Source organism: Billgrantia saliphila, assembly GCF_002930105.1.
In the GTDB taxonomy this organism is placed as follows: domain Bacteria; phylum Pseudomonadota; class Gammaproteobacteria; order Pseudomonadales; family Halomonadaceae; genus Halomonas; species Halomonas saliphila.
The window spans coordinates 69,766-92,248 of the sequence record NZ_PJRN01000007.1; the positions used below are offsets into that span (position 1 = coordinate 69,766).

General features: G+C 65.0%; 21 protein-coding genes. 15 read left to right on the top strand and 6 right to left on the bottom strand.

The window, feature by feature from the left end:
• Positions 1–35: 35 nt before the first annotated feature.
• Positions 36–1,148, top strand: a complete 1,113-nt coding sequence (locus CYJ07_RS09640) for a pyridoxal phosphate-dependent aminotransferase (protein WP_104203487.1) — start codon at positions 36–38, stop codon at positions 1,146–1,148.
• Here the strand turns inward: CYJ07_RS09640 and CYJ07_RS09645 are convergent.
• On the bottom strand, positions 1,145–2,560 hold the full coding sequence (locus CYJ07_RS09645) for a sigma-54 interaction domain-containing protein (protein ID WP_104203488.1): 1,416 nt from the start codon (positions 2,558–2,560) through the stop codon (positions 1,145–1,147). The two genes, CYJ07_RS09640 and CYJ07_RS09645, sit on opposite strands and share 4 nt — an antisense overlap.
• A gap of 218 nt (positions 2,561–2,778) precedes the next feature.
• Here CYJ07_RS09645 and speB point away from each other — a divergent pair, with 218 nt between their 5' ends.
• The 9 genes from speB to CYJ07_RS09690 all read left to right on the top strand — a co-directional run bounded on the left by speB (position 2,779) and on the right by CYJ07_RS09690 (position 12,066).
• Positions 2,779–3,729: an agmatinase gene (gene speB, locus CYJ07_RS09650; RefSeq protein ID WP_104203489.1), complete on the top strand. Its 951-nt coding sequence runs from the start codon at positions 2,779–2,781 to the stop codon at positions 3,727–3,729.
• Between the two features lie 52 nt (positions 3,730–3,781).
• Positions 3,782–5,164, top strand: a complete 1,383-nt coding sequence (locus CYJ07_RS09655) for a YjiH family protein (RefSeq protein WP_104203490.1) — start codon at positions 3,782–3,784, stop codon at positions 5,162–5,164.
• A 12-nt stretch (positions 5,165–5,176) separates the two neighbouring features.
• Positions 5,177–6,784, top strand: a complete 1,608-nt coding sequence (locus CYJ07_RS09660; RefSeq protein ID WP_104203491.1) for a 5-guanidino-2-oxopentanoate decarboxylase — start codon at positions 5,177–5,179, stop codon at positions 6,782–6,784.
• A 39-nt stretch (positions 6,785–6,823) separates the two neighbouring features.
• On the top strand, positions 6,824–8,275 hold the full coding sequence (locus CYJ07_RS09665) for an aldehyde dehydrogenase family protein (protein ID WP_104203492.1): 1,452 nt from the start codon (positions 6,824–6,826) through the stop codon (positions 8,273–8,275).
• A 124-nt stretch (positions 8,276–8,399) separates the two neighbouring features.
• Positions 8,400–8,888: a GNAT family N-acetyltransferase gene (locus CYJ07_RS09670; protein ID WP_104203493.1), complete on the top strand. Its 489-nt coding sequence runs from the start codon at positions 8,400–8,402 to the stop codon at positions 8,886–8,888.
• 91 nt (positions 8,889–8,979) lie between these two features.
• A complete protein-coding gene (locus CYJ07_RS09675) occupies positions 8,980–9,975 on the top strand; it encodes a TRAP transporter substrate-binding protein (protein WP_104203494.1) in 996 nt (331 codons plus the stop codon).
• A complete protein-coding gene (locus CYJ07_RS09680; protein WP_231489591.1) occupies positions 9,976–10,518 on the top strand; it encodes a TRAP transporter small permease in 543 nt (180 codons plus the stop codon).
• Positions 10,515–11,774 (top strand): TRAP transporter large permease, encoded by a 1,260-nt coding sequence (locus CYJ07_RS09685; protein WP_104203495.1) that lies wholly within the window; start codon positions 10,515–10,517, stop codon positions 11,772–11,774. The genes CYJ07_RS09680 and CYJ07_RS09685 overlap by 4 nt, the downstream gene beginning before the upstream one ends.
• A gap of 76 nt (positions 11,775–11,850) precedes the next feature.
• Positions 11,851–12,066 (top strand): hypothetical protein, encoded by a 216-nt coding sequence (locus CYJ07_RS09690; RefSeq protein WP_231489592.1) that lies wholly within the window; start codon positions 11,851–11,853, stop codon positions 12,064–12,066.
• A gap of 5 nt (positions 12,067–12,071) precedes the next feature.
• Here the strand turns inward: CYJ07_RS09690 and CYJ07_RS09695 are convergent, their stop codons facing one another.
• Together CYJ07_RS09695 and CYJ07_RS20295 are read right to left on the bottom strand one after the other, a co-directional pair.
• Complete coding sequence (locus tag CYJ07_RS09695) at positions 12,072–12,683, bottom strand: DUF938 domain-containing protein (RefSeq protein ID WP_104203496.1); 612 nt, start codon at positions 12,681–12,683, stop codon at positions 12,072–12,074.
• 52 nt (positions 12,684–12,735) lie between these two features.
• Positions 12,736–12,876 (bottom strand): hypothetical protein, encoded by a 141-nt coding sequence (locus CYJ07_RS20295; RefSeq protein ID WP_156085487.1) that lies wholly within the window; start codon positions 12,874–12,876, stop codon positions 12,736–12,738.
• 160 nt (positions 12,877–13,036) lie between these two features.
• On the opposite strand from CYJ07_RS20295, the gene CYJ07_RS09700 reads away from it, so the two are divergent.
• On the top strand, positions 13,037–13,288 hold the full coding sequence (locus CYJ07_RS09700) for a hypothetical protein (protein WP_104203497.1): 252 nt from the start codon (positions 13,037–13,039) through the stop codon (positions 13,286–13,288).
• 49 nt (positions 13,289–13,337) lie between these two features.
• Here the strand turns inward: CYJ07_RS09700 and CYJ07_RS09705 are convergent, their stop codons facing one another.
• A complete protein-coding gene (locus CYJ07_RS09705; protein WP_197038308.1) occupies positions 13,338–14,573 on the bottom strand; it encodes a DUF418 domain-containing protein in 1,236 nt (411 codons plus the stop codon).
• A gap of 229 nt (positions 14,574–14,802) precedes the next feature.
• Here CYJ07_RS09705 and CYJ07_RS09710 point away from each other — a divergent pair, with 229 nt between their 5' ends.
• On the top strand, positions 14,803–16,296 hold the full coding sequence (locus CYJ07_RS09710; RefSeq protein WP_197038309.1) for a GGDEF domain-containing protein: 1,494 nt from the start codon (positions 14,803–14,805) through the stop codon (positions 16,294–16,296).
• Between the two features lie 26 nt (positions 16,297–16,322).
• Here the strand turns inward: CYJ07_RS09710 and CYJ07_RS09715 are convergent, their stop codons facing one another.
• Positions 16,323–17,708, bottom strand: a complete 1,386-nt coding sequence (locus CYJ07_RS09715; protein ID WP_104203499.1) for an HTH domain-containing protein — start codon at positions 17,706–17,708, stop codon at positions 16,323–16,325.
• 119 nt (positions 17,709–17,827) lie between these two features.
• Between CYJ07_RS09715 and hutC the strand changes: the two genes are divergently transcribed.
• Positions 17,828–18,544: a histidine utilization repressor gene (gene hutC / locus CYJ07_RS09720; RefSeq protein ID WP_104203500.1), complete on the top strand. Its 717-nt coding sequence runs from the start codon at positions 17,828–17,830 to the stop codon at positions 18,542–18,544.
• A 64-nt stretch (positions 18,545–18,608) separates the two neighbouring features.
• Here the strand turns inward: hutC and CYJ07_RS09725 are convergent, their stop codons facing one another.
• Complete coding sequence (locus CYJ07_RS09725) at positions 18,609–19,940, bottom strand: YjiH family protein (RefSeq protein WP_104203501.1); 1,332 nt, start codon at positions 19,938–19,940, stop codon at positions 18,609–18,611.
• A 325-nt stretch (positions 19,941–20,265) separates the two neighbouring features.
• On the opposite strand from CYJ07_RS09725, the gene hutI reads away from it, so the two are divergent.
• Positions 20,266–21,486: an imidazolonepropionase gene (hutI, locus tag CYJ07_RS09730; protein WP_104203502.1), complete on the top strand. Its 1,221-nt coding sequence runs from the start codon at positions 20,266–20,268 to the stop codon at positions 21,484–21,486.
• The gene (gene hutG / locus CYJ07_RS09735; protein WP_197038310.1) at positions 21,479–22,456 is read left to right on the top strand and encodes a formimidoylglutamase; all 978 of its coding nucleotides are present in this window, start codon (positions 21,479–21,481) and stop codon (positions 22,454–22,456) included. Before hutI ends, hutG begins: the two co-directional genes overlap by 8 nt.
• Positions 22,457–22,483: the final 27 nt, after the last annotated feature.

A 22,483-nucleotide genomic window follows, 5' to 3' on the forward strand; every position in this document is an offset into this window, starting at 1 on the left:
GGAACGATCGTCATAACTTGTCACTGGAGTTCCCCATGCCTCGCTTTCCCGATCACTTGACCGGCCCCGGCCCCAACAACCCTTTTCCCGGCATCAAGGTGCTGGAGCGACGGATCGGTCGTGAGATTCCCCATCGCCTGGGTTCCAACGAGGGGCTCGACATGCCGCATCGGGCGCTGCGCGAACGCTTCGGCGACGCCATGGTCAAGCATGTCTATTGCTATGGCGATTCCGAGGCGCTGGGCATACGCCGACGCCTCGCCTCACTCTATGCCCTGCCGCTGGAAGCGACGCTGGTGGATGCCGGAGCGGATAGCCTGATCGCCCTGGCCCTGCGCACGGTGGCCACCCCGGGCTGCGCGGCAATCAGCGCCAGCGGCACCTACCCCACCTTCGGCTACTTCGCCCTGGGGCAGGGCTGTCGCCTGATCGAGCGTCCTTACCGGGAGGGCCCGGGCATACTGGCGCCGGATCTCGACGCCCTGCTCGCCTCCGCCCATGAGCATCAGGCACGCCTGGTCTATGTGGCCAATCCCGACAATCCCAGCGGCCATCTGCACAGCGACGCGGAGATTCGGCGGCTGCGTGACGAATTGCCGACGGATTGCTGGTTGCTGCTCGACGAGGCCTACCACGACTTTCGCGACGACGCGGACTCCTCCTTCAGTCGCGAGGTGCTGCCGGGGGTAATCCGGCTGCGTACCCTGTCGAAGGCCCATGGGCTGGCCGGACTGCGTATCGGCTACGCCATCGCCGAGCCGGATACCCTCGCCATGATGATGAAGGTACGCATCCACTATGCGGTCTCGACCCTGACCCAGGCCGCCGCCGAGACGGTGCTCGATCATCACAGCGAGGTGGAACGGCATGTACGCGAGGTCAAGGCGCGCCGGGCGCGACTGGCCGAGCACTTCTCGTCACTGGGAGCCGAGGTACTGCCGAGCGCGACCAACTTCATCGCCTTACGCTTGCCCAGCGCCGAGCTGGCAGGACGGCTCAACCAGGAACTGCTGGAAGCCGGACGCCTGATCGCCCGGCCCGCGCATCCCGACCTCGGTCACGTACTGCGCATCACCGCTGTCGAGGATGCCCTCGTCCCCGGCCGCTTCGAGATTCTCGAGCGCGCCATCGTAGAAAATTCGGTTTAGCGCTGGATCTGCAATCCGTGACGGCGCAACTTGCGCACCACGCTGGGCTGGCTGATACCGAGTCGCTCGGCAATGGCATAGGTGCTGGGCAGCGTTCGGCAAAGCGCTTCCAGCACACCGCACTCGGCGCGCGCCAGGTAGGCGCTCAGGCCCTCGTCGTCTCCCAGCCTCGGCCCACTTGTCGCTTCGCCGGTGAGTGCCAGGCTGGGCGCCGTCTCGCTGCTCCCGCCCAGGGTCGGAGAATGAATCAGGTCCCCTGGGCTTGAGAGCCAGGCGCGCTCCAGCCAGTTCTCCAGCTCTCGCACGTTGCCCGGCCAGTCGCCGCCCATCAGCTCCGACCACACGCTGCCATGCAGCAGCTTGCGCTGACCGTAGCGCTGGTTGAGCTGTTCGAGACAGGCTTCCGCCAGCACCGGGATGTCCTCGCGGCGCTCGCGTAGCGGTGGCAGCGTCACCGGGATGACGTTGAGCCGGTAGTAGAGATCGAGGCGGAAGGCGCCCGTCTCCACGCGCCGGGCCAGGTCCTGATTGGTCGCCACCACCAGGCGAAAATCGACCCGCCGCGAGCGGGTATCGCCCAGGCGAGTGACGCTGCCGTCCTGAATCACCTTGAGCAGCTTGCTCTGCATCGGCAACGGCAGCTCGCCGATCTCGTCGAGGAACAGCGTTCCGCCCTGCGCCTGCTCGAGAAGCCCGGCCTTGCCCTGCCGGGCCGCACCGCTGAACGCGCCGGGCTGGTAGCCGAACATCTCCGACTCAAACAGGTTCTCGGGGATAGCTGCGCAGTTGACCTCGACGAAGGGCCCTTGGCGGCGTCGACTCCAGCGATGCAGTTGCCGGGCGAAAGCGGTCTTGCCGACGCCTGACTCGCCCAGCATCAGCACCGTGGCGTCGGACGGAGCCACGCGCTTGAGCAACAGCGCCAACTCACGCATCACACCGCTGCGCACCCTCAGTTCGTCGAGCGCATCGTCGAGCTGGCCGTCCTCGGCGGATGCCCCGCCCTGGCTGCGACGCAGATGCTCGTTGAAGCGCTTCTGCAGCAACGTGTATTCGTCCTGCAGCAGCTGCAGGTCGGTGAGGTCACGCGAACGGCTGACGATACGCTCGAGCCGGCCATCGACGTAGACGGGATGCGCCTCGGCAATCACTCGTCTTCCCGTGCCCGTGACCTGCATCAGTTGAACTGGCCTGCCGGTGCGGATCACCTCCAGAGTGATGGAGGGCTTGAGCACGCCATCCGCCTGAAGCTGCTGCACGGTGGTCGCGGTCAAGCGCTCACGCGACATGCCGTAGACGGCCGCCGCCCCGGGGCTGACGTCCAGCACGCGCCCTTTCCCGTCGACGATGAAGAAGTGATCGTTGGCCGTCTCGACGATGACTTCCAGAACCTTGCGCTCGATATCGCTCATCGCTCTTACCCGCCATGGACCCCGCAAAGATTCAATAATGAATCGTGATGCATAAGTGTATCGAAATTTGCCCTCGATTGATTCATTTATGAATCGATCTAACCCTGCGCCCCGGCCATCCGGCCCGGAACGAGTTGGCACGGAACCTGCTAGATATGGGGTATAGCCCTGCCAATCAACTGGCGAGGCCTCCGACGAATGCGACAGGAGAGAAACCCATGGCCGACTACAACCAGCCGCTCGGCGGAAATGAAATGCCCCGTTTCGCCGGCCCCGCCACGATGATGCGCCTGGCGACCCAGCCCACGGCAGAAGGGCTGGACGTGGCTTTCGTCGGCGTACCGCTGGACATCGCCACCTCCAACCGCCCCGGAACACGCCTGGGGCCGCGTCAGATCCGCGACGAATCGCGCATGCTGCGCCCCTACAACATGGCCACCCGTGCCGCGCCGTTCGACAGCCTGCAGGTGGCCGACATCGGCGACGTACCGATCAATACCTTCCACCTGCCCAAGACGGTCGACATCATCAGCCGTTTCTACGACGAGGTCCTCGGCCACGGTTGCATCCCGCTCACCCTCGGCGGCGACCACCTGATCACCCTGCCGATCCTGCGCGCCATGGCCGCCAGGCACGGGCCGGTGGGTCTGATTCATATCGACGCGCACGCCGACGTCAACGAGCACATGTTCGGTGAGCCCATCGCCCATGGCACACCGTTTCGTCGCGCTCAGGAAGAGGGGCTGCTGGCACAGGGCAAGGTCGTGCAGATCGGTCTGCGCGGGACTGGCTACGCCGCCGAGGACTTCGACTGGTGCCGCCAGCAGGGCTTCCGCGTGGTCACCGCCGAGGAGTGCTGGTATCGCTCGCTCGCCCCCCTGATGGCCGAGGTACGCGAGATGATGGGCGATACGCCGGTCTATATCACCTTCGACATCGACGGACTGGATCCCTCGGTGGCCCCCGGCACCGGCACCGTCGAAATGGGCGGCCTGACCTCGGCCCAGGGGCTAGAGATCGTTCGCGGTGCCGCCGGTCTCAACGTCGTCGGCGGCGACCTGGTCGAGGTTTCCCCTCCCTATGACCCCAGCGGCAACACCGCGCTGATGGGCGCCACGCTGCTCTACGAGATGCTCTGCGTCCTGCCGGGCGTGAAACGGCGTAGCTGAACCCGCTCTTTGCCTACGTTACCCAACGACAATAACCTGTGAGGTCACCTACATGTCCGCCATCGACACGACACCGGAGAGCCCGGCGAGCAATGGCTCGATGAGTACACGCAATCTTCTCAAGTTTCTGATTCCCTCGCTGATCGGGATCAGCCTGTTCCTGATCCCGTTTCAGGTCGGCGACACCATCAATATCGGCATGGGGCTGATGGCCGACGGGCTCAAGGCGCTGCTCGGCGACGCCCTGCCGGCCATCGCGGTCGCGGTGCTGTGCCTGTCGGTGTTGCTGACCGCCTGGGTCAAGCTGGCCAAGCCGCAATGGGCCAGCAAGGGCGCGCTGAACGAGATGTTCGATGTCGGCCCGCTCTGGTTCGCCATGCGTGTGCTTGGGGCCGCCTTCGCCCTGATGACCTATTTCCAGTTCGGCCCGACCGTGGTGACCGCCGACTTCACCGGCGGCGTGATGCTCAACGACCTCGCCCCGGTGCTGCTGACCTTTTTCTTCTTCGCCGCGCTGCTGCTGCCCTTTCTGGTCGACTTCGGCTTCATGGAGTTCATCGGCAGCCTGGTGCGCAAGCCGTTTCGCCTGATCTTCGGCCTGCCGGGTCGCAGCGCCATCGACGCCACCGCCTCGTGGATGGGCTCGGGCACGGTGGGCGTGCTGATCACCACCCAGCAGTACGAGCGCGGTTACTACAACCGCCGCGAGGCGTCGGTGATCGCCACCAACTTCTCCATCGTGTCGATCGCCTTCGCCCTGCTGGTGACCAGCTTCATCGGCATCAATCATCTGTTCGTACCGTTCTACCTGACCGTGGTCGTCGCCGGCTTGATCGCGGCGGTGATCGTGCCGCGCCTGCCACCGCTGTCGCGCAAGCCCGATACCTACTACGAGCCGGTCGGCTGTCGCCTGGTCGAGGAGGGCACCGGCGAACTGGGCATCTTCCGCTTCAGCCTGATGCAGGCGGTGAACCGGGCCGACAAGGCGCCCGGCCCGCGCGAGCTGGCACGCATCGCACTGTTCAACGTGGCGGACATCTTCCTGGCGCTGCTGCCACTGGTGATGGCGATCGGGACCGTGGCGCTGATGCTCGCCGAATTTACGCCGCTGTTCACCTGGCTCTCCTATCCCATGGTGCCGGTACTCGAACTGCTGCGTATCCCCGAGGCCGAAGCCGCCGCCCCGGCCACCCTGGTAGGGTTCGCCGACATGTTCCTGCCGGCGGTGCTGGCGAACGGCATCGAGAGCGAACTGACCCGCTTCGTGATCGCCTGCCTGTCGCTGACACAGCTGATCTACATGTCGGAGATCGGTGCTCTGCTGATGAAGTCGAAGATCCCGCTCAAGCTGTGGGAACTGCTGGTCATTTTCCTGCTGCGCACCGCCATTACTCTGCCCGTCATCGCCTTCATGGCGCATGTATTCTTCTTCTGAGGTGCGATCGACATGACCTGTGCCGAACTGCTGATTCGCCTGCTGCGCGACGCCCATGGCGTGGATACCGTGTTCGGTATTCCCGGGGTGCATACCGTGGAGCTGTACCGCGGCCTCGAGGAAGGCGGCCTGCGTCACGTCACCCCGCGCCACGAACAGGGCGCGGGTTTCATGGCCGACGGTTATGCCCGGGCCACCGGCCGCCCCGGGGTGTGCTTCATCATCACCGGGCCGGGCATGACCAACATCGCCACCGCCATGGGCCAGGCGCTGGCCGACTCGGTGCCGATGCTGGTGATCTCGAGCGTCAATCGCCGCGATACCCTGGGCCGTGGCCAGGGCCGCCTGCACGAGCTGCCCAGCCAGCAGCAGCTGCTGGCCGGGCTGGCGCGCTTCAGCCATACCCTGCTCGACCCCACCGCGCTTGCCGAGACCTTGGCACGCGCCTTCGCCGTGTTCCAGGGCGAGCGCCCCGGCCCCGTGCACATCGAGATTCCCATCGACCTGTTCGATGCTCCCGTCGGGTTGACCGAGCTGCCACCGCCCATACGCCTGTTCCGCCCCGCACCCGATCCCGAGGGGCTCGCCCTTGCCGTCGAGTGGCTACATGCGGCCGAACGTCCGCTGCTGCTGCTCGGCGGCGGTTGCGTCGAGGCACCGCAGGCGGCGCGCACGCTGGTGGAACTCCTCGATGCGCCTACCGTGACCACCATCAACGCCAAGGGCGTGCTGGGTCGCGACCATCCGCTCGACCTGGGCGCCAACGCGGCGCTGCCCGCCGTGCGCCAACTCGCCCGCGAGGCCGACGTGATCCTGGCCGTGGGTACCGAGCTCGGTGAGACCGACTACGACGTGGTCTTCGACGATGGCTTCGAGCTGTGCGGACGCCTGATCCGCATCGATATCGACGCCCAGCAACTGGTGCGCAATCAGCATGTGTCGCTCGGCCTGGTGGGCGATGCCGGGCGCAGCCTGGCGCTGCTGGCCGAACGCTTTCCCGAGCCGCTCAGACGCCGCGGAGCCGAGCGCACCGCCGCCACGCTGGAGGCGCTGGGACTCGAAGACGACCCGGCCTTCGCCCCCTTCGTGCCGCTCTATGCCGCCCTGCGCGAAGCGCTGCCCGAGGCGATCCTGGTCGGCGATTCCACCGCACCGGTCTATGCCGGCAACCACCTGGTCTCACAACCCGCTCCGCGGCGCTATTTCAATGCCTCCACCGGCTACGGCACCCTGGGCTATGGCTTGCCCGCGGCGCTGGGCGCCCAACTGGGCCAACCGGATCTGCCGGTGGTGGCGCTGGTTGGCGACGGCGGCGTGATGTTCACCCTCTCGGAGCTGGCCACGGCGGTCGAGGAGCACCTGCCGGTGGTGATCCTCTTGTGGCACAACCAAGGCTATGAGGAGATCCGCCGCTACATGGACGCCAATGGCGTCGAACGCGTCGGCGTCGACCTTCGCGCGCCCGATTTCCAGCAGGTCGCACTCGGATTCGGTTGCGCCGCCATTCGCGTGGGCACTCCGGATGAACTCGCCCACGCGCTGACGGCGCGTCAACATGATGCCCCCCTGCTGATCGAAATCAGCGCCGGCGACTGGCAGAAAGCCGTTGCGACAGCCTAGCGACGACGGCCAATCGCCCTCTCACAGGAATTGAACACCATGCAGCAGCTCGACCATCAGTTCATCGACAACCGCTGGGTCCCGTCGGCCGGGCAGCGCCGGCTACCGGTGACGAACCCCTATAGCGAAGAGGTGATTGCCGAGGTCACCGTCGGCGATCCGGCCGATGTCGACAGCGCGGTGGCGGCGGCACGACGCGCCCTACCCGCCTGGCGGGCTCGTTCCGGCGCCGAGCGGGCAGCTTACCTGGAGGGTTTCGCCGAGGCGTTGACGCGTCGGCGCGACGAATTGATCCGGCTCTCTTCCACCAACAACGGCAAGGTGCTGGCCGAGGCCGGCATCGACCTCGACGATGCCATCGCTTGCTATCGCTACTACGCGCATCAGGCCCGTGAGCTCGACCACCGCCAGGGACGACTCGTCGAACTCGAAATGGATGGCGTCGAAGCTCGCTGCTACCACGATCCGGTGGGCGTGGCCGGGCTGATCACACCGTGGAACTTTCCTCTGGTGACCAGCGCTTGGAAGCTCGCTCCGGCGCTTGCCGCCGGCTGCACCGTCGTGCTCAAGCCCTCCGAAGTCACGCCGCTGCCGGAGCGCACCTTGGCGGAGATCGCCATCGAGGTCGACCTGCCCGCCGGGGTGCTCAACCTGCTCTACGGAGACGGCGAGGGCGTCGGCGCTCCGCTGGCTTCCCATCCTGGTGTCGACAAGGTCTCCTTCACCGGCAGCAACCGGGTCGGCGAGGCGGTGATGCGCGCCGCCGCCGAGCGCACCGCCGATGTCTCGCTGGAGCTGGGCGGCAAATCGCCCATCCTAGTGATGGAGGACGCCGACCCCGAGCAGGCGGCCGACTGGGTGATGGCCGGCATCTACTCCAATGCCGGACAGATCTGTTCGGCCACGTCACGGCTGCTGGTCCACGACGCCATCGCCGAGCCGCTCTACGCCGCGTTGGCCGAACGCATCGATGACCTGACGCTTGGGGATCCGTTGGCCGAGGGCACCGACATGGGCCCGCTCACCAGCGCCCGCCAGCGTGACGTCGTGCGCGCCTATCTCGCCATCGCCGAGCGTGAAGGACTCTCCGCGGTTCGCGATTCGCGCCATCGCCGGCTTCCCGATAGCGGTTTCTTCGTCGCCCCGACCCTCTACCGGGACGTGCCGACACAGAGCCGGCTGTGGCGTGAGGAGATCTTCGGTCCTGTTCTCTGCGCACGCAGCGTAGCAAGCGAAGAGGAAGCGATACGCCAGGCCAACGATAGCGACTTCGGTCTGGCCGCGACGGTCGTCAGTGGCGATGCCGAGCGCGCCCGCCGTATCGGACGCGCCCTTCAGGCCGGCAGCGTGTGGATCAACGGCGAGCAGCTGGTGCTGCCCGAGACCGGTTGGGGCGGTTTCAAGCGCAGCGGCATCGGGCGCGAACTGGGGCCCTGGGGACTCTCGGCCTATCTGGCCGTGAAACACCTGGTTGGTCCCGTCCCGAGTTGACCTGGCCGGACCTGCTTCCGGGCTGTCCGTTTGCCGCTTGGCAGGCTCCCGCCAAGCGGCTGCCCTTTTTACGCCGGCATGGCGTAGAATCATGCACCGATGCCAGGTATCAAGGAGGACACCGATGATCCGCATTCGCCCCTACCAGCCGGGCGATTGGCCCGCCATGTGGGACTTCATTGCCCCAGTGCTGCACGCTGGCGACACCTACGCCGTGCCGCAGGATATCGGCGAGTCCGACGCTTACCGCATGTGGGTCGAGCTGCCTCGAGCCGTGCGCGTGGCGGAGGATACCTCCGGCAACCTGCTGGGAACCTATTTTCTCAAGCCCAACCAGCCAGGCCCCGGCGATCATGTTTGCAACTGCGGCTATCTAGTGGCCGAAAAGGCGCGCGGCCAGGGCATCGCCAACAAACTCTGCGAGGACTCCCTGCGCGTCGCTCGCGAGCTCGGCTTCACCGCCATGCAGTACAACATGGTCGTCGCCACCAATGAGGTCGCGATTCGTCAATGGCAGAAGCATGGCTTCGAGATTGTCGGCACCCTGCCCTGCGCCTTCCGGCACCCGGAACAGGGGTTGGTCGACGCCCATGTCATGTACCGTCTGCTGTAAAGAAATGCCTGCGCGATTTCAAGGCAATTGACCCTGTCGGGTCGGCTGGGGCATGCTCACAACGGTTTGACCCGACAAAGGAAAATTAAAAATGAAGTCGTTCGCACGCCGCACGCTGGCACTTGGCATCTCTCTCGCCCTGGTTTCCGCTGCCCAGGCAGCCGATTTCGAGGACATGGATCCGATCACCCTGCGCCTGGCCCACGTGGTCAATGAGCAGGACGGGTTTCACATCGCTGCGGTCAAGTTCCAGGAACTGGTCGCCGAGCGCACCGATGGAGCCATTTCCATCGACATCTATCCCAATGCCTCGCTGGGCGACGAGCGCACCCTGCTCGAGGGCATGCAGATCGGCACCGTGGACATGGGCGTAATCACCAACGGACCGGTGGCCAACTTCGTCGAGGAGATGGCGGTGTTCGAGCTGCCATTCCTGTTTCCCTCGCCCGAAGCCGCCTACGAGGTGCTCGACGGCGAGATCGGCCAGGAGCTGCTCGACAAGCTTGGCGACGTCAATCTCAAGGGGCTGGCCTACGCCGAGCGCGGCTTCCGCAACCTGACCAACAGCGAGCGTCCGGTGACCACCCCGGAGGACCTGGATGGCCTGCGCATCCGCGTGATGGAGAATCCAGTCTACACCGACACCTTCCGCGAACTCGGCGCCAATGCCATTCCCATGGCCTGGACCGAGGCGCTGACTGCCATGCAGCAGGGCACCATCGACGGCCAGGAGAATCCGGTCAATGTCATCCACTCGTTCAAGCTCTACGAAACCCAGGATCACATGACCCTGTCGCGCCACACCTACGCCCCGGCGATCTTCGTGATGGGCACGCCAGCCTGGAACCAGCTGTCCGAAGAAGCCCAGGACGTACTGGTGGAAGCCGCCCAGGAGGCCGCCGAATACGAGCGCCACATGAACGCCGAGATGGAAGCCGACCAGCTCGACGAACTGCGCGCCGCAGGCATGGAGATCGTCGAGGATCCCGACCTCGAAGCCTTCCAGGCCGCCGTTGAACCGGTCTATGAACAGTATGGCGAGCAGTTCGGCGACTACCTGCCGCGCATCAAGGAGGCGCTGCAGTAAGTGAATGCCTCGCTGCACGCCCTCACGGGCCTGCTGCAGCGTAGCGAACGCGCCCTCGACGCCGCCATTCAGCCCATCGTGTTTCTGGGCATGGCGGCATTGATCGGCGTGATCACGCTGCAGATCGTCTCACGCGTCTTCTTCACCGCGGTGGGCTGGACCGAGGAGGTGGCCCGCTTTCTGCTGATCTGGATCACCTTCCTCGGCGCCGCCCTGGCCTACCAGCGTGGCCGTCACATCGCCGTGACCTTCGTCGTCGATGCGCTGCCCGCCAGGTTGCGGCAGCTGGCACGCATCGCCGCGGTGCTCGTGGCGCTGGGGTTTCTGGTCGCGCTGATCTTCATCGGCTACCGCTACATGCAGGCGCAGAGCTTTCAGCGCTCGGCCTCGCTGCGAATCTCGATGACCTACATCTACGCCGTCATTCCGTTATCCGCCTCGATCATGAGCTGGTATGCCTTGGTCGACGTGTTCGAGCTTGTCGTCAATGGACCGCGAGCTGCCGGTACCGGTAGCAACACCGCCGAGGAGCCGCCGGCATGACGGGTCTGCTGTTCGCGCTCTTCTTCGCCTTCATGCTGCTCGGCGTGCCCATCGCCCTGGCCATCGGCGCCAGTACCCTGCTCGCGCTTAATGCCCAGGGCGTGCCGCTGATGGTGGTCACCCAGCAGATGTTTCAGGGGATCAATTCCTTCGCGCTGGTCGCCGTGCCCATGTTTATTCTGGCCGGCGACTTGATGGCCCAGGGCAAGGTGAGCGAGAAACTGGTCGATTTCGCCGATTCCCTGTTCGGGTTTCTCAAGGGCGGCCTGTCGATCGTCTCGGTGCTCGCCGGGATGTTCTTCGCCGCCATTTCGGGTTCCGGAGCGGCCACCACTGCCGCGGTGGGTTCCAGCCTGGTCCCGGAGCTCAGGCGCAAGGGCTACGATCCGGCCTCGGCGGCGAGCCTGATCGCCGCGAGCGGCACCATCGGCGTGGTCATCCCGCCTTCAGTGCCGATGATCATCTACGCCGTGATCGCCCAGCAGTCGGTCTCGAAGCTGTTCCTGAACGGCATCATCCCCGGCATCCTGATGGGCATCGGCCTGGCGGCCATCGCCATCGTCCAGGCCTACCGCCGTGACTACCCGAGGGGGACCGCGCTTTCCACGGCCACGATTTGGCGCACCCTCAAGAGCGCCAGTTGGGGCCTGATGACGCCCGTGATCATCCTCGGCGGCATCTTCTCGGGCATCTTCACGCCCAGCGAAGCCGCAGTGGTAGCGGTCAACTATGCGCTGCTGGTATCGCTGTTCGTATACCGCGATCTGGGCCTGGCCGACGTCTACCGCATCCTGATCCGTTCGGCGATTACCACGGCGGTGATCATGCTGGTGATCGCCACCTCGGCGGTACTGAGCTGGACGCTCTCGAGCTGGCAAGTACCGGGCGCCATCGCCCAGGCCGTGCTGTCGCTCTCCACCGATCCCTACGTGATCATGCTGCTGGTGGTAGCGGTCATCCTGCTCACCGGCGTGTTCATCGAGACGGCCAGTGCCCTTATCATCCTGACGCCGGTGCTGCTGCCGCTGGTATTGCAGCTCGGCATCGACCCGATACACTTCGGCATCATCATCGTGGTGGGGCTCGCCATCGGTATGATCACCCCGCCGGTGGCGATCAATCTCTACGTCGCCTCGTCGGTCACGCAGCTCCCACTGGAGCGTATCACCCGCGCCATCCTGCCCTATCTGCTGGGGCTGATAGGGGTACTGCTGCTGGTGGTCTATGCACCGATTCTGATGGGCTTGTCGGGTTAGGCGAGAAACCGTCTTGACGACCATGCGGTCCGGCCTCACGCTGGCGCATGATCGTCACTTACCGAAGGGATTCATTGTGAACCAGACCCTGCGCCTCGCCTTGCCTCTCTTCGCACTCACCACCGGGCTGCTTGCCGGTTGCACGACCTATACCTACGAGGACGGCAACCACAAGACGCTGTGGGGCGTGCCCGCCGAAGAGGAGACCCGGCGCTACGAGGACGACCGCCAAGCCGAAGGCGTGCGCTACCGGGTACCGGGCCAGGTCGAGGAGAGAAGAAGCGAAGAATAATCCGCTCAGGGGTGCAGGCGCAGCACCACGCTGAGATTGTTGGCCGGCATCTCGATGGCCTGCTCGAGCATGAAGCCGTGCGGTTGCGCCTCGCTCACGACGCGCTCGAGGTCGCGCACGCCCCAGCGCGGATCGCGTGCCCGCAGGTCGGCATCGAACGCGGCGTTGCTCTCCGCAGTGTGCCGACCATCACGGCGATAGGGGCCGTACAGGAACAGAACACCACCCTCGACCAGGCGCTCCGCGGCCCTGGCAACCAGGGCCTCGGTGGCCTCCCAAGGCGAAATATGCACCAGATTGATGGCCACCACCGCGTCGAACGGCCCCGAGGGCCACACGGACATGACATCGAGAGGCACGGGGTCGAGCAGATTGCCAAGCCCGCTATGCTCGCGCCAGGCGCCAATAGAAATACGCGCTTCCGAATTGGGGTCGCTGGGTTGCCACATCCAGCCTGGCTTGGCCCGGGCAAAGTGTACGCCGTGCTCTCCGCTGCCGCTGGCCACCTCGAGCACTCGTGCGTGCTCCGGCAAGACCAGCGACAGGACGTCAAGGATCGGCTGGCGATTGCGAGCCGCGGCCGGGCTCATCATTCGTCGACGCGAGGCGTCATGCATGTCATTTTCCGTCGGCATTTGAATTCGGCCCCGGCATGACCGGGGCCGAGTATCAGCGGTAGCGGGAGTGGCTCGAGCGCGTCTGCCTGCCGCGAAAGCCATCGAGCATCTGCTTGCCCTTGCGCTTCAGCCTCGCCCGGTTCTCCGGCTTGCGTAGCCACCAGGCGGCGGCGAGTCCTATCAGACGTTTCATCCTGACCTCCTTGCTGTCGGGAGTGTGTCCTCTTCCTCTTATGGACCTCGCACGGAGACGGGTCAAGCGTAAGCGGGAACGGTTCCCGTCGGCGATAGGAGTCGAAAAACGCGCCATCCTTTGCCATGGTTAAGGGAAATCGACGACCAAGGAGGACGCCATGACGCGAACGGCACGTGTCGAACCGATCAGGGAAGACCGCCAGGAGGCGACCGTCGTCTCAGGCTGGCGAGTGGTCGACGTCACCGACCCCAACCTGCCCCAGGAGATCTCGCGCCACGAGACGGAACCCGAGGCGATTCGTGCCGCCCGGGATTTCGAACATGAAACTTCGCTCCAGCCCGGCTCCGACCCCGACGACACCCAGGACTACGATGCCTCCGACCCGCAGGGCGGCAAGGAGCTTCCCTGAGTCCATCCGGCGCCGGCGCACCTCGATTTCTCACGGCGCGCCGGCGCCTTCAGCGCAAGAACGGCTGCCGCCGGCGATAGGTCAACGATCGCCATAGCCACTCCAGCGGCCCGAAACGAAAGTGACGTAGCCACAACGGCGCCGACCACAGCTGCACAAACCAGATCGCGACGACGATGAGCAACTGCTCGCTGCGCTCCACCCCGCCGAACCAGCCCAGCCCATGGCCATAGAAGATCAAGCTGCACAATACGCTCTGCAGGAGATACTGACTGAAGGCCATGCGACCCAGCGCCGCCAGGCGGTGACGCAGTCCGGTCGGACGGCCCCGCCGCAACAGCAGCATGACGGCCCCGACCCACCCCAGGCTCACCGGAAGGCTGCCCCAGTAGTTGAACTGGGAGCCCAGGAACAGCGAGCGCGGTCCCCAATCGTTGGCGAAGTTCCAGTATACGCCATAGCCAACCAGCGGCAGCCCGAGCAGCAGCGCCGCCCCCAGCAGACTCCAGTAAACCGACGCATCGGCCCGGCCGGTCAGCACACCGAGCCGATACAGGGCCATACCGATCAGCATCATTCCCCCGGCACGCCAGAAGCCCCATGACACTAAGGTGGAGGTTTGCGCCTCGAACGCCAACGCAGCCCGGTGCGGCAGCTGCTCCAGCCAGCCGCCGCGATACCGTTCGACCTCAGCGGCCAGGCGTTCGGGCGATGGCTGCCATGCCGACTCCAGGGCGAGCCGCTGCGCCTCGGGCCATTGCGTCAGTGCCCCGCCAAGATAGAGAAACAGCAGCGATGCCAGCGCAAGGCTTGCCAGGCCGAGAGCGAATAGCCGGGACGGACGCAGGTGACGGCACGGATAGAGCGCAAGCGCGCAGATCCCATACAGAAAGAGAATGTCGCCATACCAGAGCAGGTAGGCATGAGCGAGCCCGAAGCAGAGCAACCAGACGTTGCGACGCAGGTGCAGCCGCCACGGCGATTCTCCTCGTGCCTCGGCGCGCTCGCTGAACAGCACGATGCCGGCACCGAACAGCATGGAGAAGATCGCCATCATCTTCTGGTCCGTCGCCAAATGGGCGAACAGCCAGGCGGCCAGATCGATACCCTCGAGACGCCCCCAGGCGGTAGGGTTCATGTAGGCCGCATAGGGCATGGAAAAAGCCTGGACATTCATGAGCAAGATGCCGAGCAGCGCCACCCCGCGCAGCACATCGAGAGCCTCGATTCGATCCGGCCCACGCGTGGCGTCCCCGACTTCCTCGCTCGTTCGCCTGGTTTTCACCTTCACCTCGCACAAACCGTCGCAGCCAGCGCAGCGCAGGCAGTTGCCACGTCTAGTATGCAGGAACGACTCTTCCCATCCATATGATTGACTCCTATGTAACGCTAGGTTAAAAGAGTTCAAAGAATAATTAACAAAAAAACAAGTAAGCCGATCGCCACAAAGCACCAACACTTTTCTCGATGCCCACTGCCCGATAAGGATGTTGTCATGGAAGAGGAGATGGGTTGTGCTTCCTGATTCGCTAAGCCGTTCGCTCGAAGGTTGCACACAGCTACCTTCGCTTCCACAAGTGCTGCTCAGGGTCATCGAACTGGCGCGCGATCCCAATGTAAACATGCGCGAAATGGTCGCCACCATTGGCAACGACCCGTCGCTGTCGGTCCAACTGCTCTCTCTGGCCAATACCGTCTTCTACTCGAGTCAGCGCTCCGTGGAGGATCTTCAGCAGGCCGTCAGCCGGTTGGGCATCGAACGCACGCTGTCGCTGGCGTTGAGCTGCAGTCTGGTCGCCACCACCGATACTCGAACGGCAGCAAGCCTGAACCTGGAGCGCTACTGGCAGCGCTCGCTGGTCAGCGCCATGAGTGCGCGCCTGCTGGCGAACAGCATCGGTCTGTCGACCGACAGCAGCGCCATCTTCACCGCCGCCCTGCTCCAGGACGTCGGCATGCTAGGCATCCATGCCGTGGATACCGCTCGCTACCTCAGCCTGCTGGATCGGGCGTCGGATCATCGCTCCCTGGTGGAGCTCGAGCGGGACACCTACGGCACCGACCATGCCGAGGTGGGCGAATGGCTGGCCCGCAAGTGGAAGCTTTCGGAGCGTACCGCGAAATGGATACGCGACAGTCATCAGGCCATGACCATAGCCGAGACACGTGAGCAGCAGGCGAAGAACTGTATCGTCGCCTCCGGCTTGATCGCCGATGCCTGGTTGCAGGGCGAGGCCGCCACCAGCAGGCACGCAACCCAACTGGCGAGTTATTTCGGACTGGAGTCCAGCGAGATGATCGCCCACCTGATCTCGCTGCAGGAGCAGTTGCCTTCGGTCGCCATGCTTTACAACGTCACCCCGCCCGAGCGCCTCGATCCCAATCAGATCATGCACGAAGCCAAGATGCTGCTACTGGAACGAACGGCACGGCTGCATCAGGAGCTGCAGCAAAAGCAGCAGGAGCTGGAACTGCTTCGCCTGGAGCAGGAGGAACTTACCCTGAAGGCGCAGCTGGACTCGCTGACCGAGCTCTACAATCGTGAACATCTGGAGAAGACGCTGCGGCATCAGTTCGACGAGACGCGTCGCACCGGAAATCCTCTGTCGATCGTCTTCGTCGATCTGGATCACTTCAAGGAGGTCAACGATCGCTTCGGCCACGCCGTCGGCGACGAGGTCCTGATCAAGCTCTCCTCGCTCATGCGTCAAGCCATGAGCGAGGAGGACATCCATGCCGGGCGCTACGGCGGCGACGAATTCATCCTGGTCCTGCCCGGTTATGATATGGAACGCGCCAGGACCTTTGCCGAAGTGCTGCGCGCCAAGATCGGCGCCCTTCCCCTGGTCACGTCGGCCAACGATCGCCTCCAGGTTACCGCTTCCTTCGGCCTGGCCACGATAGAGCGCAGCACGCCCTACCAGAACGTGGAATCGCTGATCAAGGCAGCCGATCGCTGCATGTATCGCTCCAAGCACGACGGACGCGACCGCATCTCGGTCATCTGACGCAGCGGTTACGGCCTCGGCTCACCTCATGACTTGGCTGGCTGCGCCTCATCGGTACCTGACTGCCGGGCCATGGCCGCGGCGACGACTTCCTCGGTGCGGCGATGGGCCGGTCGATCCTTCAGGCCCGCCCAATAGGCCTCGAACTCGGGGCGCTTGTCGAGCGTCCCGAACTCCATCCCCCATCCGATGTGGGAACCGACATAGACATCCGCGGCCGTAAAGGTATCGCCTGCGATGTACTTCCGACCCGCCACGGCCTTGGCCAGCGTCTCGACCGCAGCGGTATAGCCGCCGCAGCCCATCTGCATCTCGTGTTCGGGAGTGAGCTCGAAGCCGCTAGCCTTGAGCGACAGGGCCATCTCGACGGGCCCCGCGACGAAGAACAGCCAGCGGTAGTAATCGCTTCTCGCCTCGGGCGCCGGTTGCAGCCCCGCCTCGGGGAAGGTCTCGGCAAGGTAGGCGCAGATCGCCGCCGCTTCGGTAATGACGTGGTCGCCATGGCGGATGGCCGGCACCTTGCCCATCGGATTGATCGCCAGGTATTCCGGCGACTTCATCGATGTGCCGAACTCGAGGGTCTCCGTGTGGTAGGGCACGCCGATCTCTTCCAGCATCCAGTGCACGATGGCACCGCGCGACAAGGGATTGGTGTAGAACACGATGTCCTGATGCATGCTTCTCTCCTGCATCCGTTGGGGGGTGACGACAGCATAGGCCCGCCCACTGACAGTTCCTGGCAGCATGGTGCTCAACCACTCCTCGGCGAGCTGATGACGCCAGCGCGGGTAACGCTCTCCAAGCCGTTCTGCCACTTCTATCCGGTCGGTGCGAAAATTGCGGAAGGCCTGCCGCAATTCGCACCAGGCGATGAGAAGACGTGTCGATTCGAAGAAAGTAATGGCGAAGGGCCAGACGACCCGTGTGGAGCGCTCCCCCTTGCGATCCCGATAGACGATGCGCAGCTTATTCTCGCTGCGGATCGCGCGACGCAGCAGCTGCAGGTCGACCGTCTGCGGCCGCTCCCAGCCCGGGCCGACCCATAGCATCGAAACCTCCATTTTGTGACGCAGCTCGCCGGGCAGGACCGCTGCCACCTTGGCCAGCGCCTCGCCGGCGGCCCGGGAGAGCCCGTCGTCCGCTCGCCGTCCCACCCACTTCAATCCCAGCGTCAGCGCTTCGATCTCTTCTTCAGAGAACATCAGCGGCGGCAGCATCAGGCCGGGCTTGAGCACATAGCCCAGCCCCGGCTCGCCCTCGATCTCGGCACCGATCGACTTGAGTGCACCGATGTCCCGGTACACGGTCCGCAGCGACACCTCGAGCTCCTGCGCCAGGACCGCAGCGCTGATCGGACGCCGATGGCGCCGCAGGATCTGCATGAGGTCGAACAACCGCGTCGTTCGGGACATGGGCTTTTGCCTTTCGATTGCGCCAGTGAGCGTGACGCGAACGTTCGTGGATGCCACGTGCAGGCGAGGTGGGTAGACTTGAGCATGTCATTCGCCTCGCCACAAGGAACATACCGCACATGGGCAGTTCTCCCCCACTCTACCTGCAGATCCAGCAGCACCTGCTCGAGAAGATTCAGGGTGGCGACTGGCCGGCGCATCACCAGATCCCGCCCGAGGAGCAGTTGGCCCGCGACTTCGGCGTCAGCCGCATGACCGCCAACAAGGCGATACGCGACCTGGTTCAGCAGGGCTACCTGAGCCGCCAGCCGGGACTCGGCACCTTCGTTACCGATCGCAAGGCGGAATCCTCGCTGGTCGAGGTGCACAACATTGCCGAGGAGGTGCGTGGCCGCGGTCATGCCTATAGCTGCGACGTGCTGGTGGCGGAAGCCATCGCCGCCGACGATGAGGTCGCGCTGCGCCTCGGGGTTCGCCTCGGCACCCAGGTGTTTCATACCCGTATCGTGCATCGCGAGAACGGCGTGCCGATCCAGCTGGAGGATCGCTTCGTCAATCCGCGCTGGGTGCCCGACTATCTCGATACCGACTTTGGCCGGCATACTCCCAACGAAGTGCTGGTAGCGACCTGCCCCATCACCGACATCGAGCACGTGGTCGAGGCGGTGCTGGTCGATACCGCCACCGCCGAGCGACTCGAAATGGCGCCCGCCCTGCCGTGCCTGAGCATGACCCGACGAACCTGGTCGGGTGAACACCTGATCAGCTACGCCCGGTTGATACACCCCGGCGAGCGCTACAAGCTGCGCTCGTCCGTGCATCGTAACGGCTCATGAACGGGTATTGGCGCAGCGAGGCCGGGCATATGCCCGGCCTCGCTTTTATCAGTACGTCTCCGCGCTAGCCGCCAGCGAGCGCCTGCACCAGGTAGCCCGCCGGCACCGCCAGCAGCAGGCTCAACGCCACGCGCAGGAACCACACCACGACGATGCGCCCTACCGAGAGTGGAATGCTGGTGGACAAAATGCAGGGAATCGAAGCGGAAAAGAACAGCACTGCAGACACCGACACCACCCCGGCGGCGAAGCGCGCCACGAACTCGGCCTCGGCCATCAGCAATGCCGGCAGGAACATTTCGGCCAGCCCGGCCGCGGCGGCCTGGGCCAGTGCCGCGCCGTCGTCGAGCCCCCAGATCGCCACGAAGGGATAGAACGCCCAGCCCAGCCATTCGAACAGCGGCGTGTACTTGGCGAGCAGGAGCCCTGCGAGCCCCACCGACATGATCGAGGGCAGGATGCTGATTGCCATCAGCAGCCCCTCACGCACGTTGAGCGCCACGCTGCGATGCAGCCCGGGCGCCTTCTCCGCCACGGCCAGGCCGGTGTGCCAGGCGGTCGTCAGGCGCTTGCCCGCCGGCGGCTCGGGTTCGCCGTCGGACCTGGCATCGTCGAGTCGCGCCAGCGGCGGCAGGCGCACGGTAACGGCGGTGACCAGGAAAGTAATGGCCAGGGTCAGCCAGAAATAGAGATTCCACACGTCCATCAGATTCAGCGTGCGCGCCACGATGATCATGAAGGTGGCCGATACCGTGGAAAAGCCGGTGGCGATGATCGCCGCTTCGCGCGCTGAATATTGCCCTGCCTGGTAGACCCGGTTGGTGATCAGCAGGCCGATCGAGTAACTGCCGACGAAGGATGCCACCGCATCGATGGCCGAGCGCCCCGGCGTGCGCCAGATCGGTCGCATGATCGGTTGCAGCAGCACCCCCACCAGCTCCAGCAGCCCGTAGCCGATCAGCAAGGCCAGGAAAACCGCCCCGATCGGCACGATCAACCCCACCGGAATGACCAGCTTGTCGAACAGGAACGGCAGCATGTCCGGTTCATGCAGCGGCGCCGGCCCCCATCCGGTGATCGCCATGAGCGCGGCGGCCACACCGGCCAGCTTGAGCACGGTGAAGACGCGCTCGGTCGCGCTGCGCCGCCAGCTCCCCGTGATCAGTGGGTACGCCGCGCCGGCAACGATCAACGCCAGCGCATAGTAGCCACTGGCCTCGCCCAATGCGGAGCGCGCCCCGGTGACCATGTGGTCGAGCGGGATCGTGCTGCGCCCGCCGATGGAGACGGGAACGAAGAAGATCAGGATACCCAGCGCACTGGGTACGAACAGTTTGATCGCCGTGAGCCAGGTGCCTCCTCGCGGGGCCTGGGCTGCCGATTCCGGTAGATCCATGGAAAGCTCCTCTCGTTGTGATTGTAGGCGTCGCCGACTTCGATCGTGCATCATGACGATTCTTCTTATTGTATATACAATAGCTTTACTCACCACGCCAACACGAACCACGTCCCCGGCCTTAATACCATGGTCGAACCGAATCGAATCGCTACCTAGGAGAAGAGCGTTCATTTCGCTTTCAAACACTTTTAAATCAAACGATTAACTTTGCACACCGCCTTTGACATACGCTTCGACAGCCCTTTTTGCTCATCGATGCTTGACGTATGCAAGATGACGGATTAAATGTATATACAATATGTATCACCGACAGGAGATCCGCATGCCAGCCACGCCGCAGCCGCGCCGACTATGGCGCGACGTCACGCTGTTCGATGGGCTCGATACCCTTCCTCAGCCAATGGCGGTAATCGTCGCAGGCGATCGAATCGAACGGGTGCTGCCCATGGACGCGCTCGATCCCGCCGACACCGCCGCCTGCGAGGCGATGGGCCGGGGCGGTGTCATGACGCCCGGTCTGGTGGACTGCCACACGCATCTGGTATTCGGCGGCTCGCGCGCCGACGAATTCGAGAGTCGCCTGGAGGGGGTGAGCTACGAGGCGATCGCTCGTCGCGGCGGCGGCATCCTCAGCACCGTGCGCGCCACCCGCGCCGCCAGCGAAGACGAACTCTTCGAGATCGCCCGCCCGCGACTAGACGCCCTGCTGGCGGACGGCGTTACCACGGTGGAAATCAAGTCCGGCTACGGCCTGACCGTGGCCGACGAACTGAAGATGCTGCGCGTGGCGCGCCGGCTGGGTGATGCCTTTCCGGTACGCGTGGTCACAAGCCTGCTCGGCGCTCATGCCCTGCCACCCGAATATCGCGACGACGCCGACGGCTACATCGATCTGGTATGCCGTGAGATGATACCCGCCGCCGCCGAGCAAGGCCTGGCCGATGCCGTTGACGTCTTCTGCGAGAAGATCGCCTTCTCGGTGGCGCAGTGCGAACGCGTCTTCGAGGCGGCCAAGGTCCACGGCCTGCCCATCAAGGCGCATGCCGAGCAACTCTCCAACCTTGGCGGTGCCGCCATGGCGGCCCGCTTCGGGGCACTGTCCGCCGACCATATCGAATACCTCGACGAGTCTGGCGTGGCGGCCATGCGCGAAGCCGGCAGCACCGCAGTGCTGCTGCCCGGCGCCTTCCATACCTTGCGCGAGACCCAGCTGCCGCCCGTCGCCGCGCTACGCGAGGCCGGCGTACCGATGGCACTGGCCACCGACGCCAACCCCGGCAGCTCGCCGCTGTTCATGCCCACGCTGATGCTCAACCTCGCCTGCACCCTGTTCCATTTGACGCCTCGAGAGGCGCTGGCCGGGATGACTGCTCACGGTGCACGGGCGCTGGGTCTGCACGATCGCTCGCTCGGGCGCATCGTCGAAGGCGCCCCGGCGGATCTGTGTCTGTGGAACGTCGATTCCCCGGCCGAGCTGGCCTACGCCGTGCAACCCGGCCGTCTGCGCCAACGCATCTTCCAGGGAGACACGACCCATGGCTGAGCCGCACACCGACCTGCATCTGGCCGACCCGACCATCGACATGTCGCTCTGGGCCGGCCGCGAGGACCCGGAGCCCGACAGCCTGCGCTGGCATCAAGTGGTCACGCCGCTCAAGCGCGACGGCGAGCCGGGTGTCGCCCTGGTCGGCTTCGCCTGTGATGCCGGGGTGGCACGCAACCAGGGTCGCATCGGTGCCGCCGAAGGACCGCGGGCGCTGCGTCGGGCGCTGGCACCGCTCGCCTGGCATCGACACTCACCGGTCTTCGACGCGGGCGATGTCGGCTGCCACGGGCATGACGACATGGAAGCCGCCCAGGCACGCCTGGCCGAACGGCTCGCCACCCTGCTGGCCTCCTCTCACCTGCCCGTGGCGCTGGGGGGCGGCCATGAAATCGCCTACGCCAGCTGGTCCGGCCTGGCACGACACTTGGAGGCCCGAGGCGAGCGCTGCCCCAGGGTCGGCATCATCAATCTCGACGCCCACTTCGATTTGCGCGACCCGGCACACGTGCGCTCGTCCGGAACGCCCTTCGCCCAGATCGCCGCCGAGTGTGAAGCGCGCGGCTGGCCGTTCCGCTACGCCTGCCTGGGCGTCAGTCGGGCCGCCAATACCCGGGCACTGTTTGCCCGCGCTCGTGACCTGCGCACCTTGGTACGCGAGGACTGCGAACTCGCCCCGCACCGGCTGGCGGAAACCGTGCGCGACCTGCAGCGCTTCATGGCCCACTGCGACCACCTGTACCTGACCGTCGATCTGGACGTGCTGCCGGCGGCCGAGGCCCCTGGAGTCAGCGCCCCGGCCGCCCGCGGCGTGCCGCTGGCTCAGATCGAGACATTGCTCGAGGCGGTACGCGACAGCGGCAAGCTGCGTCTGGCCGATATTGCCGAACTCAACCCGAGCTTCGATATCGACGGTCGGACCGCCCGTGCGGCGGCCCGCCTGATCCACCAGTTGACGCTGGACAGCTGAGCGACCTTCCACGAACCACGACAAGAG